This window comes from Vreelandella hamiltonii, assembly GCF_014651775.1.
Lineage (GTDB): Bacteria > Pseudomonadota > Gammaproteobacteria > Pseudomonadales > Halomonadaceae > Vreelandella > Vreelandella hamiltonii.
The window spans coordinates 16990-34438 of record NZ_BMXN01000013.1; the positions used below are offsets into that span (position 1 = coordinate 16990).

At 61.0% G+C, this 17449-nt stretch carries 13 protein-coding genes; 4 read left to right on the forward strand and 9 right to left on the reverse strand.

Annotated elements, in window-relative coordinates:
• Positions 1-20 precede the first annotated feature (20 nt).
• Together IE091_RS11745 and htpX are read left to right on the forward strand one after the other, a co-directional pair.
• Entirely contained in the window at positions 21-1268 is a 1248-nt protein-coding gene (locus tag IE091_RS11745) for a pyridoxal phosphate-dependent aminotransferase (RefSeq protein WP_039176178.1), read from the forward strand.
• 126 nt (positions 1269-1394) lie between these two features.
• Entirely contained in the window at positions 1395-2300 is a 906-nt protein-coding gene (gene htpX, locus IE091_RS11750) for a protease HtpX (protein WP_189463718.1), read from the forward strand.
• A 72-nt stretch (positions 2301-2372) separates the two neighbouring features.
• Here the strand turns inward: htpX and IE091_RS11755 are convergent, their stop codons facing one another.
• The 3 genes from IE091_RS11755 to pdxB all read right to left on the reverse strand — a co-directional run bounded on the left by IE091_RS11755 (position 2373) and on the right by pdxB (position 5659).
• Entirely contained in the window at positions 2373-3335 is a 963-nt protein-coding gene (locus IE091_RS11755) for a GGDEF domain-containing protein (protein ID WP_189463719.1), read from the reverse strand.
• The gene (locus IE091_RS11760) at positions 3336-4415 is read right to left on the reverse strand and encodes a cobalamin-independent methionine synthase II family protein (protein WP_096922607.1); all 1080 of its coding nucleotides are present in this window, start codon (positions 4413-4415) and stop codon (positions 3336-3338) included.
• A 98-nt stretch (positions 4416-4513) separates the two neighbouring features.
• A complete protein-coding gene (gene pdxB, locus IE091_RS11765) occupies positions 4514-5659 on the reverse strand; it encodes a 4-phosphoerythronate dehydrogenase PdxB (RefSeq protein WP_189463720.1) in 1146 nt (381 codons plus the stop codon).
• 84 nt (positions 5660-5743) lie between these two features.
• On the opposite strand from pdxB, the gene IE091_RS11770 reads away from it, so the two are divergent.
• Positions 5744-6025 (forward strand): hypothetical protein, encoded by a 282-nt coding sequence (locus IE091_RS11770; protein WP_039176935.1) that lies wholly within the window; start codon positions 5744-5746, stop codon positions 6023-6025.
• A gap of 6 nt (positions 6026-6031) precedes the next feature.
• Here IE091_RS11770 and IE091_RS11775 read toward each other — a convergent pair whose 3' ends face one another.
• Both IE091_RS11775 and rlmKL read right to left on the reverse strand, forming a co-directional pair.
• A complete protein-coding gene (locus IE091_RS11775; protein WP_081195615.1) occupies positions 6032-6367 on the reverse strand; it encodes a glutaredoxin family protein in 336 nt (111 codons plus the stop codon).
• Positions 6360-8570: a bifunctional 23S rRNA (guanine(2069)-N(7))-methyltransferase RlmK/23S rRNA (guanine(2445)-N(2))-methyltransferase RlmL gene (rlmKL, locus tag IE091_RS11780; protein WP_189463721.1), complete on the reverse strand. Its 2211-nt coding sequence runs from the start codon at positions 8568-8570 to the stop codon at positions 6360-6362. Before rlmKL ends, IE091_RS11775 begins: the two co-directional genes overlap by 8 nt.
• A gap of 410 nt (positions 8571-8980) precedes the next feature.
• Between rlmKL and rmf the strand changes: the two genes are divergently transcribed.
• Positions 8981-9190 (forward strand): ribosome modulation factor, encoded by a 210-nt coding sequence (gene rmf / locus IE091_RS11785; protein WP_039176196.1) that lies wholly within the window; start codon positions 8981-8983, stop codon positions 9188-9190.
• Positions 9191-9294: 104 nt separating this feature from the next.
• On the opposite strand, the gene IE091_RS11790 is transcribed toward rmf, so the two are convergent.
• The 4 genes from IE091_RS11790 to murI form a co-directional block, all read right to left on the reverse strand.
• Positions 9295-10320: a quinone-dependent dihydroorotate dehydrogenase gene (locus tag IE091_RS11790; protein ID WP_189463722.1), complete on the reverse strand. Its 1026-nt coding sequence runs from the start codon at positions 10318-10320 to the stop codon at positions 9295-9297.
• A 134-nt stretch (positions 10321-10454) separates the two neighbouring features.
• Complete coding sequence (locus IE091_RS11795; protein ID WP_189463723.1) at positions 10455-15278, reverse strand: NAD-glutamate dehydrogenase; 4824 nt, start codon at positions 15276-15278, stop codon at positions 10455-10457.
• A gap of 186 nt (positions 15279-15464) precedes the next feature.
• On the reverse strand, positions 15465-16574 hold the full coding sequence (gene trmA, locus IE091_RS11800; protein ID WP_189463724.1) for a tRNA (uridine(54)-C5)-methyltransferase TrmA: 1110 nt from the start codon (positions 16572-16574) through the stop codon (positions 15465-15467).
• Between the two features lie 49 nt (positions 16575-16623).
• Positions 16624-17421 (reverse strand): glutamate racemase, encoded by a 798-nt coding sequence (gene murI, locus IE091_RS11805; RefSeq protein ID WP_189463725.1) that lies wholly within the window; start codon positions 17419-17421, stop codon positions 16624-16626.
• Positions 17422-17449: the final 28 nt, after the last annotated feature.

Here is a 17449-nt window from a genome sequence, read left to right on the forward strand (position 1 = left end):
ACTTTTGGATAACGCACCCCATGGACACCGCGCAGCCTAACGAATCACACACGCTCAAGAAGTCCCATAAACTGCACAATGTCTGCTATGACATTCGCGGCCCGGTTCTCGACCATGCCAAGCGTTTGGAAGAGGAAGGCCAGCGGATTCTCAAGCTGAACATTGGCAATCCGGCCCCCTTTGGTTTCGAGGCACCGGAAGAGATTCTCCAGGACGTCATGCGCAACCTGCCCACCGCCCAGGGCTACTGTGATTCGAAAGGGCTCTACTCTGCGCGCAAGGCCATCATGCAGGAGTGCCAGCGCAAGCAGATCCCCGGCGTCGGTATCGAGGATATCTATATCGGCAACGGCGTGTCCGAGCTGATCGTCATGGCCATGCAGGCGCTGCTCAACGATGGCGATGAAGTATTGATCCCGGCACCGGACTACCCGCTCTGGACCGCCGCTGCCCACCTGTCGGGCGGCCACGGCGTTCACTATCTGTGCGACGAGCAGGCCGACTGGGCGCCGGACATGGCCGACATTCGTGCCAAGGTCACCAGCCGTACCCGGGCCATCGTCATCATCAACCCCAACAACCCCACCGGGGCGGTGTACTCTCCGGAAGTGGTACGAGAAGTCCTCGAGATCGCCAGACAGCACAACCTGGTGGTGTTCTCCGACGAGATCTACGACAAGATTCTCTACGACGGGGTCGAGCACACAGCTACGGGCGCGCTGGCCGACGACGATCAGCTGGTCATCACCATGAACGGGCTTTCCAAGAGCTACCGCTGCGCTGGCTTTCGCTCCGGCTGGATGACCATTTCCGGCACGCTGGCCAAACAGCGGGCCAAGGACTTCATTCAGGGCCTGACCATGCTGGCCTCCATGCGGCTGTGCGCCAACGTACCTGCCCAGCATGCCATTCAAACGGCGCTGGGCGGCTACCAGTCCATCAATGACCTGATCCTGCCTGGCGGACGACTGCTGGCGCAGCGGGACATCACCATCGAGAAGCTCAACGCTATTCCCGGTGTGTCCTGCGTGACTCCCAAAGGGGCGCTCTACGCGTTTCCGCGCCTGGACCCCAAGGTCTTCAATATCAAGGATGATCAGCAGCTGGTGCTGGACCTGTTATTGCAAGAAAAGATCCTGCTGGTGCAAGGCACGGCCTTCAACTGGCCAGACCCTGACCACGTGCGCATCGTGACGCTGCCCTGGGCCGACCAGCTGGGCGACGCGCTGGATCGCTTTGCCAATTTCCTGTCACGCTATCGGCAGTAGTTATTTCAGTCTTCATGTCCGTCGCTACAGCATTAAAAACAGCTACTTGAAACTGTAGCGACAGGCACGCATCTAAGCCATATTCCAGCAAGACCCCGTTATAAACCTGAAGGGAGAAACCCACCCATGATGCGAATTATGCTGTTTCTGGCGACCAACCTCGCCGTCGTACTGGTGGCCAGCTTTACGCTGCGCCTGTTCGGCGTCGAGGGCTATCTGCGCAGCCAGGGAATCAACTTCACTGGCCTGCTGCTGTTCTGCTTCATCGTCGGCATGGCGGGCTCGATCATCTCGCTGTTCATGTCCAAATGGCTGGCCAAGCGCTCCACGGGCACGGTGATCATCGAAACGCCCTCCAATGCCACCGAAAAGTGGCTGGTGGACACCGTGGCCGAGCTTTCCCGTGAAGCCGGGATCAAGGCCCCCGAAGTGGGCATTTTCCCGGCCCAGCAGTCCAATGCGTTTGCTACCGGCTGGAACAAGAACGACTCGCTGGTAGCCGTCTCGGCGGGCCTGCTCAACCGCATGCGCCCCGAAGAGGTCCGCGCGGTACTGGCCCACGAGATTGGCCACGTGGCCAACGGTGACATGGTCACCCTGGCGCTGATCCAGGGCGTGGTGAACACCTTCGTGATGTTCTTTGCCCGTGCCGTCGCCCACCTGATCGACACCTTCCTGAAAAGCCGCAGCGACGGTGAAGGCGGTCTGGGCTTCATGGGTTATTTTGCAGTGGTCATGATTGCCGAGATCGTGTTTGGCATCATTGCGTCGGCCATCGTGGCGTGGTTCTCGCGCTACCGCGAATACCGCGCCGACGAAGCGGGTGCACGCCTGGCGGGCACCGGCGCCATGGTCAACGCCCTGGCACGCCTGAAGGCCGAAACCGAAATGCCCGACCAGATGCCCGATCAGATGCGCGCCATGGCCATCACCAAAGGCCAGACCCGCTCGCTGATGGAGCGCATGTTCGCCAGCCACCCACCGCTGGACGACCGCATTCGCGCCCTGAAAGAAGCCGCCTACCGTCAGTGATGTTGCTAGCCACGCCGGTTTCTTAGCACCACGGCGACTTTGATACGCAAGTCTCAAGGTCGCCGTAACGTTTCAGACCCATCTCTGATTCGGAAATACTGCGTTGTCAGAAAGCGACGCACGCACACATCCCCTGCCCGCCGCCTTGGCTGCGTAAAGCTGCTGATCTGCGGCACTTACCAGCATCGATGAAGGATGATCCTTCAAAGAAAGCGCCGTAGCGACCCCCAGGCTGATGGTGACCACTGGAGCAACCAGCGATTTTTTATGCTCCATGGCCAGCGCCCTGACGGCCAACTCGAGCTCGACGGCCTTGCGCGTCGCCTCGGCCAGATCAGTGCCCGGCAGCAAACAGGTAAACTCTTCCCCCCCGTAGCGGGCGACCAGGCCATCCGGCCGAGTCAAGTTCGCCGCCAATGTTGCTGCGATGACTTTGAGACATTCGTCTCCACTGGGATGTCCATAGAAATCGTTGTAGTGCTTGAAGAAGTCTATATCGATGAAGATCATCGACATCGGCAAGCTTCCCTGTCGGCAGCGCTGCCATTCGATATCCAGCAATGTATTGAAGTAACGCCGATTGGCCACTCCAGTCAGCTCATCTTTGAGCGCCAGCTCATGAAGGCGCAGGGTTTCCTGCTCACGGCGCTTGATGATCGCTGCAGAGATCCTGAGCGCCGTAGAGCGTAAAAGCTCGGCGCTTTCATCGAGCATCGCCGGATGAAGAGGGGGCGAGTCTTGCATATCGTGAGCCACGCGAAAGACATGGCCACTGCCCCCCAGGCTTTGAGTGACCAAAAGCCGACGACGGTGATTGATATACTCGAACGGCGGCGGTGGCGCACCGTCTAACGCCCAGGTGAGATCCAGGGCTCGCTCAGGCAGCAGGCAAGCATTGTAAATATCGCGCGCGCTGGCGCCCTTGCCTAGCACCTTGACGGCATCGCCAAACTCTTCGATAAACCCTGAGTTCCAGTCGATCAAGCGACCATGGGCATCGAAAACGGCGACGCTTTGGGATAACGAGCCACCCATTCAAGCCATCCGTGGGGACGTCAGTTGCTCTCGTGCCATGGCCGTTCCCTCCACGCGTGCACGAATCTTGGCGTAAGCCGTTTCGCGGGAGGTGGACACATCGTCGCAAAATGGTGAGAAACCGCAGTCGTCAGTGGTGCCAAGCTGCTCGAGGGGAATGAAACGTGCGGCCTGAAGGACCCGTTCGCACACCTCTTCCGGCGTTTCGATACGCGGATGATTGACGTCGATGACACCAATGAAGGCGCGTTGCCAAGGCTTCAAATAGCGCGCGACAATCTTGAGCGCACGTTCCGGGTTGGACTCTCCGGCCATCGCGATATAAAAGTTGCCGGCCTTGAGTTCGAAAAGGCTTGGCAAAAGCTCGGCATAATCCACATCGGCGCTATGTGTGCAGTCCTGATCGGCCCCGGGGCAGGTATGAACACCGATGCGCTGGCGTTCGTCCTTGGAGAACCTCTCCAGTACGCGGTTATTGAGCTCGATGAAGCTGCTCAGTACGCTCCCGCTGGGATCGAGCTTGAGTGCCAATCGCCCTTCGGTGAAGTCGATCTGCACCTTTTGTGCACCCACATCGAAACAGCCTCGAATCTCCTTTTCCTGCTCATCGATCAGATCGTTCAGAAACGTTTCGCGGTCGTAGCCTTCGAGTTCGTTGACGGGATACATGAGACTCAGCGCCGAGGCTGAAATGATGGCCTGCTTCATGGGCAAGCTCGTGAGCGGCATGCTCAGCGAAAGCGTGTCAGCAGCAGACAAGGCATAGCGAAATGGCCCAGCCATCAAACGGGGCAAACGCCGTACATGACCGTCGCTGAAGGGGATTTCGAGGCCATCCGGCGCGAAGTTCTTCCCGCCCTCTACCGAATAGGTTGCGAAACTATGGGATTTACGTTGTTCGCCATCGGTGATGATAGGAGAGCCCGTCGCCTCGAGTTCTCTGATCGTTTGCTGGATGGCTTCGTAATAAAACGCCTCCATGGTGGGCTTGTCGATGTCGCCAGCGTCAAACCGCCGCTGCGCTTCCATCAGCTTCTCTGAACGGGGAATACTGCCAATGGATTCTGTAGGTAGTATCATTGCTGCCCCCTAGCGTCACTGCGTTTATGTGCCTTCTCGGTAAATATAGTTCGCTTTAGCCAGTGTAAAGAGACATGCATAGCCCCACCAGTAGGTTTTTATTCTAACATTACGCTAAATCCCGCCCCTCTCAGCAGGCTCTCTAGGGGTTGCGCCTGCCCCGACAGCCGAACCGTCAGCGAGGCGAACTCACGTCGTAACGGGTAGTTCGCCCGACAATCGTCGAAGCCTTTGGCCGTGCCGAAAAGATGCGTCTTGCGAACGAGCGTGTCGTGGTCACGACGAACGTCGTACACCGCGCGAATACACAGTTCAAGGGCCTCTTCAGGTGCCAAAGGGGCTTGTAACGTCAGCGAGGCAAGCGCTGGTGGTGGGCAGATATCGGCGAATGCAGGCCCAGCAGCCATATTGAAATGTTTGGCCAGCGCCTGCTGAATCATCCAGGTGCCGCGCAGCTTGCCGTCCAGGCTATGGCCGGCAATGTGCGGGGTTGCCAGGGCCACCAGATCCCTCAGGCCGGCATCGATGCCCGGCTCGTCTTCCCACACATCGAGGATGGCGGTGATGTCGCCCTTGCCTGCCAGGCGGCTGCGCAGTGCCAGCCCATCGATGCAGTCCCCGCGCCCGGCGTTGACCAGCACCGTTTGCGGGGCCAGTTCCTGGAGCCGCTCGGCGTTCAACAAATGGTACGTCGCGTGGGGGCCGTGCTTGACCAGCGGCGTATGCAGGCAAATGACATCGCATTGCTCGATCAGGGTATCCAGGTCCACGAAGCCCTCAGGGCCTTCCTGCTCGGCGCGGGGCGGGTCACATACCAGCACTTCCATGCCCAGCGCGCTCAGCCGCGTCAGCAAGCGGCTGCCGACGTTACCGGCCCCGACGACTCCCACACGGCGCGACAGCAGCGGCCACCCTTCCCGCTCGCTCACGGTCACCAAGCTGCTAAGCACATAGTCCACCACAGCGTCGGCATTACAGCCAGGCGCACTGGCAAACCCGATGCCCTGGGCTGAGAGGTAGTTCAAGTCGATATGATCGGTGCCAATGGTGCAGGTGCCGACGAAGGCAACACGGCTGTTGGCTAGCAAGGCCTCATCGACCCGGGTGATGGAGCGCACGATGAGCGCGTCGGCATCGGCCACGTCGGCCGCGCGAATCTCGCGCCCGGGCAGGCGGTGCAAGGTGCCCAGCCCGCCAAAGCACGCGTCGGCGGCGGGGATGTTGGCATCAATGACAAGTTTCATAGGCGTTTTGATTTCCGGGCTTTACAATACGCCCGCAACGGCTTGCTGTGCAGGCGTGAACATGATGGCGTTAAGGAGATGGGTGTGATCGTACGCTGGGAAACCGACCATGACTATGTGTTGGTGCACATTCACCAGGATATGTTCGGCGACTGGATTTTCAGCCGCGCCTGGGGGCAGATCGGCACCCAGTTTGGCGGGCTGAAACATCAGTTGGCCGACACCCTGGCGCAGGCACAGATGTGGCTGGAGGACGAGTCCACCATCCAGACCTCGCGAGGCTTTCGCAAGGTACTGGAAGCCGCCGACCACACCCCCGAAGGCCAGGAGGCCATGCGCCAGCTGTCGCTGCTGGATGTGCTGTAGGCACGCCTACCCCAGAAACCGACGCCCATTACGCTGGTGCGCCCCCACTGGGGGCGTCGGGGCTGGCGGGTTGGTCAGGGCCGCCAGCGCCGCTTCGTCCAGCCAGCCTCGCTGCTCCAGCCATTGGCTCAGCCGCGCCAGGTCGAAGCCCCGGTCCAGCTCTTCGCCCTGCTCATCCAGCAACACCGGTATACGCACACCGTAGCGCTCGACCAGCGCGTCGTCTTCGCTGATTTCGATGCGCCGCAAGTCCACTGGCTGGTTGGCCAGGGTGGTCACCAGCGCTTCGAGTTGAGCGCACAGGTGGCAGCCCAGAGTGGTGTAGATGGAGAGTTTAATCATCGGCTCGGCTCTTGATCAAAAAGACGTGATGCAGGTTGGTACGACGCTGGAAATCCGGGTCGAAGGTGCGCGCGGTGATCTCCTCCACTGCGTAGCGCTGCACCAGCGCATCGTCCAGTTTGAAACGCCGCTGGTTATTCGAGAACACCAGCACGCCACCCGGCGCCAGGCGCGCCATGGCCAGCTCGACCAGCCTTGAGTGATCCCGCTGGATATCCAGCGTATCGCGCATCTTCTTGGAGTTCGAGAACGTCGGCGGGTCCATGAAGATCAGGTCGAAATCGGCATTGGCCGTTTCCAGCCAGCGGAAGCAGTCGTCCCTGACCACCCGGTGCCGCCGGTGATCCAGCTGGTTCAGGCTGAAGTTGTCTCTGGCCCACTCCAGGTAGGTGTTGGACATGTCGACGCTGACGCTGTCGCTGGCCCCGCCTAGCGCGGCCTGGACGGTAGCCGTGGCCGTGTAGCAGAACAGGTTCAGGAAGCGCTTGCCGCTGGCCATGTCGCCCAGCATACGCCGCACGGGGCGGTGGTCGAGAAACAGCCCGGTGTCCAGGTAGTCGCGCAGGTTGACCCACAGCCGCGCACTCCCCTCACGCACTTCGAAACGCTCGCCGCTGGCATCGCGCTTCTGGTACTGGGCGGCGCCGGTTTGCCGCTCACGACGCTTCACATAAATCTTGCTGGGGTCCACGTCCAGCGCCTCAGGCAGCACTTCCAGCGCGTCGAACAGCCGCTTTTGTGCCTGAGCAGGGTTCACGGAGCCTGGCGCGGCATACTCCTGCACGTGAACGCGATCGCCATAGCGGTCGATGGCCAGCGCATACTCCGGCATATCGGCATCGTAGAGGCGATAGCAGGTTTCACCGCTCTGCTTGAGCCACTTTTTCAGGCGTTTCTGGTTCTTTGCCAAGCGGTTGGCAAACATCTGGGCATTTTCCGACACCGCTGGCTTGGCAGGCCGTTCCGGCGCCAGGGCCTCTGCCGTGGCGGAATCGGTGGGCACGGCAGACTCCCTGGCTGCGCCGATCTGCATCATCAGCAGCTTGGCATCCAGCGCACCATTCTTTAGCGCATACTGCTTATGGGCGCGCAGCCCCAGGCGATGCCCCAGGTCCGGATTGCCGGTGAACAGCGCCAGCATCCAGCCGGGGAACAGCGCCTTGGCCTTTTCCCCCAGCTGGGCATAGAGCCTGACCAATTCCGGCAATTCGCCCAAACGCTCGCCGTAGGGCGGGTTGGTGATCAACAGGCCCTGCTCTGCGGTGAGGTCGGCGGGGCGTGTGAGCTGGGCCAGGCTTTGGCCATGCAGGCTGATCAGCGCAGGAATGCCCGCGCGCATGGCGTTCGACTTGGCGGCACTCAGCGCTGCAGGGCTTTGGTCGAAGCCGATCAGTGGGTTCCTGCAGCGCTTGCGGCCAATCGACGCCCGCGCTTCGGCTTCGCGCTTGAGCTCACTCCAGAGCGCAGGCTCATGCCCCGCCCAGCCATGAAAGCCGAAACGCTCACGGTTGAGGTTGGGGGCCTGGTCGGCGGCCATCAACGCGGCCTCGATCAGCAGGGTGCCAGCCCCGCACAAAGGGTCCAGCAAAGGCTCGCCAGCCTTGGCGCGCTCGGGCCAGCCTGCACGCACCAGCAAGGCAGCGGCCAGGTTCTCCTTGAGCGGCGCATGCCCGACGTCACGCCGGTAGCCGCGCCGGTGAAGGCTCTCGCCTGAGAGGTCGATACCCAGGCTCAGGTTGGCACGATGCAGGTGCGCATAAAGGCGCAGGTCTGGCGTTTTGGTATCCACATTGGGGCGCTCCTGCCCCGAGAGCTGCAGCGAGTCCACCACCCCGTCCTTGACGGTTTGCGCGCCAAACCGGGTGTGGCGAATGTGCTCGCTACGGCCATGAAAATCCACCGCCAGGGTGCGTCCTGGTGCAAGATGCTGACGCCAGGCAATGCGTGCCACCACATCGCGCACCTGCTCGGCGGTCTCGATCATGCTTTCCCGGGCCAGCAGCAGAATGACGCGGTTGGCTAGTCGCGACCACAGGCAGACCCGATAGGCGGTGGCCTGGTCGGCAGTGAAATAGACACCGGCCACGGTGGTTTTACCAGGCTCGGCGCCCAGCGCTTGCAGCTCGTCTGCCAGCAGGCCTTCGATGCCTTTGGGGCAGGTGGCCAGCAGATTCAAAGAGGGTGTTTGGCTCAGCTCGGTCATGTTCTTCGCCGCGCGTCACCGCGCGATATTCCTGTATATGTCAAATGAGTTTACGTCTTATGACAATTTGATGGTCGACAAGTGACCCCATGATGGTCTATCAATAAAAGGGTAGCTACTAAAAACGCATGCGTTGCTTGTCTGGGTCATTACTGTGCACTTCCGCAAGGAGACTCCTGTAACGACCCACGGCTTGTCGAGTCGGCGGCTTTACCTGTTCAGCACGTGAGTGCTAGACACCAAGGTACTGGCGAAGACTCACTCTTGGACTTGAAGTCACCTCTCGAAGCAGAGTTGGCAGCAATGGTTGGCGTCGTGATGACGCTTGAAAGGAGCTCGGTAGACAATGAGCTGCCCGTTTGCTGGCCATTTGCTTCTTATCAAAGGTTTTCGTGAAAAGAGGTTAGCCAATGAAACGACAAAAACGTGATCGCTTCCAGCGGGCTTATGTTCACGGCTATAAAGCGGGTATTACGGGTCGCTCCCGTGATGATTGCCCCAGTCAAGATGTCAATTTACGCGAATACTGGATGAGCGGTTGGCGTGAAGGTCGCGGAGACCAGTGGGATGGCATGGTCGGCGTTTCCGGCATCCATAAAAACCCCATGGTCATGACCTGATTTATTTACCTTTTACACGGACATTTGGAGTACGGAGCCCGCTCACCAGCGGGCTTTTTATTGCCTACCCCTTTATTGCCCACCTCTCCCCCGCGCCTTCCCTATTAGTGGGCAGAAGCCTGCTCCTTGAGCGCCTCGGCACACTGTTTCACCAGCGTCGGCCCCTGATAAATCAAGCCTGAATAGAGCTGCACCAGATCGGCACCTGCCTCGATTTTCGCTTGCGCTGCCGCCGCGCTGTCGATGCCGCCCACGCCGATGATCGGCAGGTCAGGCAGTTCGGCACGTAGCAGCCGGATGACCGTATTGGAAGCCTCGAACACCGGTCGGCCCGATAACCCACCGGCTTCCTGCGCCTGGGGGTCCTGCTGAACGGCCTCACGAGACACCGTGGTATTGGTGGCGATCACGCCATCCAGCCCATTGCGAGAAATACTGCCCGCCACCAGCGCCACTTCCTCTGCGTTCATGTCGGGGGCGATCTTCACCAGCAGCGGCACCTTGCGACCCAGCGCGTCGTCCAGCGATTGGCTGCGGGCACGAATCGGCCCCAGCAGGGCATCCAACTGCTCGCCGAACTGCAGCGTGCGCAGCCCCGGCGTATTGGGCGACGAGATATTGACCGCGATATAATCGGCCACCCCATGCACGGCGTCGAGACACAGCAGGTAGTCATCCAGCGCCTGCTCCACCGAGGTGGTCAAATTCTTGCCGATGTTGATGCCTACGATACCGCCGTAGTGGCGCTTCTTGACCTGTGCCACCAGGTGCTCGACGCCCTTGTTGTTGAAGCCGAAGCGGTTGATGATGGCCCCGTGTTCGGCCAGGCGAAACAGACGCGGCTTGGGGTTGCCCGGCTGCGCTTTCGGCGTGACAGTGCCCACTTCCACGAAACCAAAGCCCAGCTCACCCAGGGCATCCAGGTGATCGGCATTCTTGTCCAGCCCGGCTGCCAGGCCGACGCGATTGGCAAAGCGCAGCCCCATCAGCTCGACCGGGTCGCTGACCGGCTCGCCATACAGCCGCTTCACGCCACCGACTCGGTGCAGCGTATCCAGCGCGCCAAGCGCCAGACCGTGGGACGTTTCCGCATCCAGGCGGAACATGAGCGAGCGGGCAAGGGTATACATCAGCGAGACACTCCTGGGCGATGGGCTGTTGGCGAGGCGGCCGCAGTATAACGCACTTGGCCCAGCGAGGCAGAATGAAAAGGCCGCGCCCTGGTGAACCAGGGCGCGGCCTTGAGTGGGCCTGTCGTCAGGCGTCAGGCTTCGCTATCGCTCTCGGCCAGGTCCACCAGCTCACGGACGGCGACCGCAAACAGGGCAAAACCGCCTTCACTGCCGCTACGTACCTCTTCGATCAAGCGGCACCAGCGACGGTGCAGCTCGGCGTGTTGCTCCAGCCACTGAGCCACGCGCTCCTGAGTGTCGCGGCTGCCCGCTTCCAGCTTCAATACGCTGGTGGTCAGGGCCAGCTGTTGGCGATCGATATCGTCACGGAAGGTTTCGCGGGCCTGCGCCTGCCAGGCATCGCGCACTTCCAGACGAGTCACCTGCTGGATCATCCACGGTAGCTCCAGGCGGCTGCCAATCTCGTGGAAGACTTCCGCCACCCGCTGGGGCTTCTCGTTGGTCAAGCGGGCCGCCTGAATGATCCCCAGGCTGGCGTACAGGCGCGGTGCCGCAGCCACCGTAGCGGCCAGCGACGCTGGTACCCCGGCTTGCTCCAGCTCGTCACAGCGCGCTTGCCACTCCTGCCGCTCTTCACCGCTGAGCAGCTCACCGATGCTCTCCTGCAGCTGCGCCAGACGCGGTCCGAAGTACTCGATGGTGTCCTGGGTCGACAGCCCCAGGTGCTGACGCAGGAACCAGCGGGTGGCACGACGCACCAGACGCATCAGGTCCAGCATCATGGAGTACTGCACCCGGCTGGAGACCTGGTTGTCCAGCGCTTCGATTTGCGCCCACAGGTCCGCCAGGTTGAAGGCATCGCGGGCAACCACGTAGGCCCGGGCAATATCGGCCCGGCCAGCGCCGGTGGAGTCCATCAAGCGGCGCACGAAGACGATGCCCATGTGGTCGACCAGATCGTTGGCGACCTGAGTGGCCACGATTTCACGCTTCAGGCGGTGCTCGTACATCTCGCCCTGGTAGCGCTCGGTGAGCACCGCCGGGAAGAGCCGCTCGAGATGGCGATGGATGTAGGGGTCGTCGGGCACCTCGGAATTGATCAAATCCCCCTTCAAGGTGCTCTTGGCGTAGGAGATCAGCACCGAGAGTTCCGGCAAACGCATGCCCTGGTCGCTGCTGGCACGCTCCTTGAGCACCTCGTCGGTGGGCAGGAACTCCAGCTCGCGGTCGATCTGACCAGCGGCTTCCAGTTCGCTGATGAAGCGGCGATACGGCCCCATGCCCTGATGGGAAAGAATTTCCGACAGGTCCAGCGCCTGGGTCTGGCGATAGTTGTCCAGAATGACCAGGTTGGCCACTTCGTCGGTCATGTCGGCCAGCAGCTGATTGCGCTGCTTGTCGGTCATGTCGCCACGCTTGACCACTTCGTCGATCAATATCTTGATATTGACCTCATGGTCGGAGCAGTTGACGCCCCCGGCATTGTCGATGAAGTCGGTGTAAACCCGCACGCCGTTGGCGGCTGCCTCCATTCGGCCACGCTGGGTGAGACCCAGGTTACCGCCCTCCCCCACGACTCGGCAGTTCAGCTCCTTGCCATTGATACGCAGCGCATCGTTGGCCTTGTCGCCCACGTCGGCATCGGTTTCTTCGGAGCTTTTCACGTAGGTGCCGATACCGCCGTTCCAGATCAGGTCGACCTGGGCCTTGAGCATGGCGCGAATCAGATCATTGGGCGACAGACGCGCCTCGGTGATTCCGAACAGCTGCTGCATTTCCGGGCTGATGGCGATGGATTTGGCGCTGCGGCTGAACACCCCGCCTCCTTGAGAGATCAGCTCGGCGCTGTAATCTTCCCAACTGGAGCGCGGCAGGTCGAACAGCCGCTGGCGCTCGGCAAACGCCGCTGCCGCATCAGGGTTGGGGTCGACGAAGATATGCAGGTGGTTGAACGCCCCCACCAGCTGGATCTTGTCCGACAGCAGCATGCCGTTGCCGAACACGTCCCCGGCCATGTCACCGATACCTACCACGGTAAACAGGTCCTGCTGGGTGTTCACGCCCAGGTTGCGGAAGTGGCGCTTGACCGACTCCCAGGCGCCCCGTGCGGTGATCGCCATTTTCTTGTGGTCGTAGCCATTGGCGCCGCCAGAGGCGAACGCATCCCCCAGCCAGTGGCCATACTCGACGGAAATGGCGTTGGCGATATCCGAGAACGTTGCGGTGCCCTTGTCGGCAGCCACCACCAGGTAGGTGTCGTCGTCATCGTGGCGCACCACGTTCTTCGGCGGCACGACCTCTCCTCCGACCAGATTATCGGTGACGTCCAGCAGCGCCCGAATGAAGATCTGGTAGCAGGCAATGCCCTCTTTCTGCTGGGTTTCACGGTCGGCATTTTCAGGCATGCGTTTGCACACGAAGCCGCCCTTGGCGCCTACCGGCACGATGACCGCGTTCTTCACCTGCTGCGCCTTGACCAGCCCCAGCACTTCGGTGCGGAAATCTTCCAGGCGATCCGACCAGCGCAGGCCACCGCGCGCCACCTTGCCACCCCGCAGGTGCACGCCTTCGACACGGGGCGAGCAGACGAAAATCTCGTAGGCCGGACGCGGCTTGGGCATACCGGTCACTTTCGACGGTTCCAGCTTGTAGGCAATGTAATCCTTGAAGCGGCCCGCGTCGGTCTTCTGGTAATAGTTGGTGCGCAGCGTGGCCTGGATCAGCTCCATGAAACGGCGCAGCAGCTGGTCGTCATTGAGGCTGGCAACGCCTTCCAGGTGCTCGTTCAGACGCGCCAGACAGTCGTCGGTCTGGCCGGGCTGCTGTTGGGCCGGGTCGAAGCGCAGGCGGAACAGCTCCACCAACGTCTGGGTGATCACCGGGTAGTTGGCCAGCGTGGCGGCAATGTAATCCTGGGACATGCCAAAGCGAATCTGCTTCAGGTAACGCGCGTAGCCGCGCAGCATGGCCACTTCCCGCCAGTCCAGACCAGCCCCGACGATCAGGCGATTGAAGGCATCGTTATCGGCTTCGCCGGCCCAGATACGCTTGAACGCTTCGCTGAACGTGTCGCGCATGTCGCCCAGATTGGCGCCCTGACTATGCTCCAGCTCGAAATCGTGTATCCAGTAGCGCTGCTGAGGCGCGTTGATATCGTAGGGGCGCTCACCGATCACCCGCAGGCCGAGATTCTCCATCATCGGCAGCACGTCCGAGAGCGGGATCTGCGATTCGCGATGGAACAGCTTCAGGTTCATGCCCCCTGCCTGCTCTTCCAGCGGACGATACAGGGAGAGCGAAAGCGTGTCGCCATTGTCCAGATTCAGCAGGTGCTGAATGTCGAATACCGCCGTGCGGGCGTTGAAGTCTTCGCGGTAGCTGGCCGAGAAGGCATCGTGGAAATTATCCAGCAGGTGGTTGGCGCGCTCTTCTCCAAACCCTTCGATCATGGCCGCGTGCAGGTCGTCACGCCAGCTACGCGACAGCCGTGCCACTTTGCCCTCCAGACGCTTCAGGTCGTACTGGCTGGGCGTGTCGCCATTGAAGCGCAGGATCAGCTGAATACGCGCCAGCACCGATTCGGAGAGGTAAGTGTTGAAGTCGCCAAAGTGCGCATCCAGCTCGTCGCACAGCATGTTCTGAATACGCTGGCGCAGGTCGGTCGAGAACACGTCGCGGGGAACGAAGACCAGGCAGGAGTAGAACTTGCCGCTGACATCGGCGCGGATGAACAGGCGTACCTGACGACGCTCACGGATGTTCAAGATGCCCAGTGAGGTAGTGGCCAGCTCGTCGGTGCCGATCTGGAACAGATCATCCCGCGGGTACACTTCCAGCACCTGCAGCAGCTGCTTGCCATTGTGGCCCTGAGGGTTGAACCCGGCGATGTCGGTCACGGCTTTCAGCTTGCGACGCAGCAGCGGAATGTTGCGCGGCGACTCGTTATAGACGGTCGCGGTGAACAGACCAAAGAAGCGACGCTCGCCGATCACGTTGCCATCATCATCGTAGCGGTCCACGGTGATGTAGTCGGGGTACGTAGGACGATGCACGCGAGAGTGATGGGCGCTCTTGGCAAACGAGAGCAGCTGCGGCACCAGCACGTAGTCATTGTGCTCATCCACCCCCTCTTCGGTGCGAATGCGCTCCCGGTAGCGGGGCTGGTCCAGGCGGAACACGCCCAACACGCTGTTGGGATCACGCTGCAGCTCGCTGCCTTCCAGCAGGTACTCGTCATACCCCAGGAACGTGAAGTTGTCCTTCAGCAACCACTCGAGAAACGCAATCGCTTCTTCGTGGTCGTCGGGGTCGATCTGCGGCGGGCAGTTCTTTTCCAGCTCTTGGATGGCGGAGGTGATCTGCCCGCACATGGCGTCGTAATCACCCACTGCCGTGCGCACGTCGCGCAGCACTTCGTGCAAGTTGCGCTCGATGTTGGCCAAAGATTCAGGATCGGTATGACGATCCACCTCGATGACGATCAAGGATTCGCGGGCCTCGGGGGCATGCTCATCCTTGGGCGAGGTCAGTACCTTGAGCTGGTGCTGGCCATCGCGGGCAACCGCAAACACTGCGTTCTGAATGGCATGTACGGTCAATCCGCGCCGATTGAGCTCGATACGTACCGAGTCGACCAGAAACGGCATGTCTTCATGCAGCACGGCCACGAAGGTGTGGTTGGACTGCCAGCCGTGCTCTTCGAAATCGGGGTTGAAGATACGCACTTTAGGGTGTTGAAGGTCATGATGCTGGAGAAACTGCCAGATCGAGAGCGTGGCCCCATAGAGGTCGTCAAGACGACGGTCGATCAGGTCCTCGACCGGCACCGTCGCGTAGAAATGGCGCGCGAAGGCTTCGACATCCGCCGCTCGCGCAGGCTCCAGTCGCGCTTCCAGGCGCTCTTGTAGCTGCTTCAAAAGATCCCGCCGACTCTCTTCAATCGCAACGTAATGCATCCATCACCTCGACTGCCTGGGGCCACAACCTGGCCAAAAAAACGAAGGACAATAGGCCTTTAGGCCACGCTACCAGATAGCTTACGCTACCCTCGTCCAGCACCCTAACCATCTGGCATGTTATTCATGGTGTATGCCGCTTGTGCATCATAAGCACTATTGACAAGCGGCCCATGACACTTGCGTTCAAGCGCTACGCCGTGTCAACAGCACCCCGCACTCACAGTGATGGGTAAACGGAAACTGGTCGAACAAGGCAAAACGCTCGATCTGATGGGTTTTGGTGAGCTGCGCCAAATTGTCGGCAAGCGTGACCGGGTTGCATGAAATATAGACGATTTGCGCGTACTCGCTGAGCTGTTCGCAGCTCTGCTCGTCCAACCCGGCTCTGGGCGGGTCGACCAGCACGGTGGTGAAACGGTAATCGTCCAGCCCCATCTCCGCCACTCGCCGTCCGGCTTTTTCGCCTTTCAGCGCCAGCGCAAACTCCTCCGCCGACATGCGCGCCACGTGCGCGTTGTTGATCCCGTTGGCTTCCAGGTTGACATTGGCGCTGGCCACCGAGGTACGCGAAATTTCCGTGGCCAGCACGCGGCGGAAATTCTCCGCCAGCGCAATGGTGAAGTTGCCGTTTCCGCAATAAAGCTCGACCAGGTCTTCCTGCTGACGTCCGGCCGTCACCTCACGGGCCCAGCTCAACATCGTTTGGCAGATATGCGCATTGGGCTGGGTAAAACTGTTTTCGACCTGCTGATAGTGCAGCGTACGACCATCCACCTCCAGGCGCTCCCAGACGTGGTCACGGCTGAGCACCAGGCGCTGTTTGCGCGAACGGCCAATGATCATGATGTCCAGCTCGGCTTCCAGGGCGCGCGCCTGCTCTTCCCAGGCGTCGTCCAGCGGACGATGGTAAATCAGCGTGACCAGCGCTTCTCCCGACAGCGTGGTCAGAAATTCCACCTGAAACAGCCGGCGGCGCAGCACATCGCTGGCCAGAAAGGCATCCCGCAACTGCGGCATCAGCTCATTGATGCGTTCGCTGGCCACGGCAAACTGGTCCAGACGAATGACCCGCTTCTGTTTGGGGTTGTCAGGATCGACCTCGAACATGGCATAGAACAGATCATCGTCTTCATGCCAGATACGAAACTCGCAGCGCTGCCGGTAATGGCTGGCGGGCGAGGGATATACTTCGAGCCCAGGCGGCGCAAAGTCCGCGAACATCTGTTCCACGTAGGCTTGTTTGTCAGCCAGCTGTTCGGCGTAGCGTGCCGGATCGACGGTAGGGATGGCCAAGGTGGCTCCTGTTGACTGGAAAATTGAACTTAGCGGCAGCGGCTCACCGTTAATCAGCGTCGGGCAGCGCGAGCAGCTGGGGGGCACTGAAACCGTACCGCGCCATGCCATCGGCCAGGGCAGCGGCGGGCGCCGTGGTAAAACAACGGCCATCCGGCACGCTGCTGATCAGCGTGGCGGCTACCTGTCCAACGCGCCGCGCGATGGCGTCTCCAGAGTCCACCCAGGCCAGCGGTACGGGGGAGAGTGACACCAGCAGCGGCTGCAGCAACGGAAAGTGCGTGCACCCCAATACCACGGTATCGAGGGCAGGGGTCGCCTGGATTGCCTCCCAAAGCGGGGCTAACGCCTGCTGAATATGAGCGGCGTTCAGCGGCTTTCCCGCCAACCAGGCTTCGGCTTCCACTACCAGCGGGTCTGCTGCCAGCCGCGTGACGCGGCAATCGCTGGCGAAGCTTTCGATCAATCCTTGGGTGTAGGGGCGGTTGACCGTGGCCGAGGTGGCCAGCAGGCCAATATGGCGCGTCGTGCTGACCTGCGCGGCGGGTTTGATGGCAGGCACCGTACCAATGACCGGCACCGACAGCGCCTGACGCAGCGCTTCCAGCGCCAGCGTGCTGGCCGTGTTACACGCCACCACCAGCACGCTGGCCTGGCAGGCGGCCACGGCGGCCTGGCAAACGGTCACGATGCGTTTGGCCAGCACGGCGTCATCGCGCAGACCGTAAGGAAGCCAGGCATTATCGCAGGCGTAACACAGCGAGGCATGGGGATAGTGCTGACGCAGCGACTGAGCCACGGACAGCCCGCCCACACCAGAGTCGAATACCAGTACGGGGCCTGGCATCAGCGGTTATCCGGCCGATCAATCGATA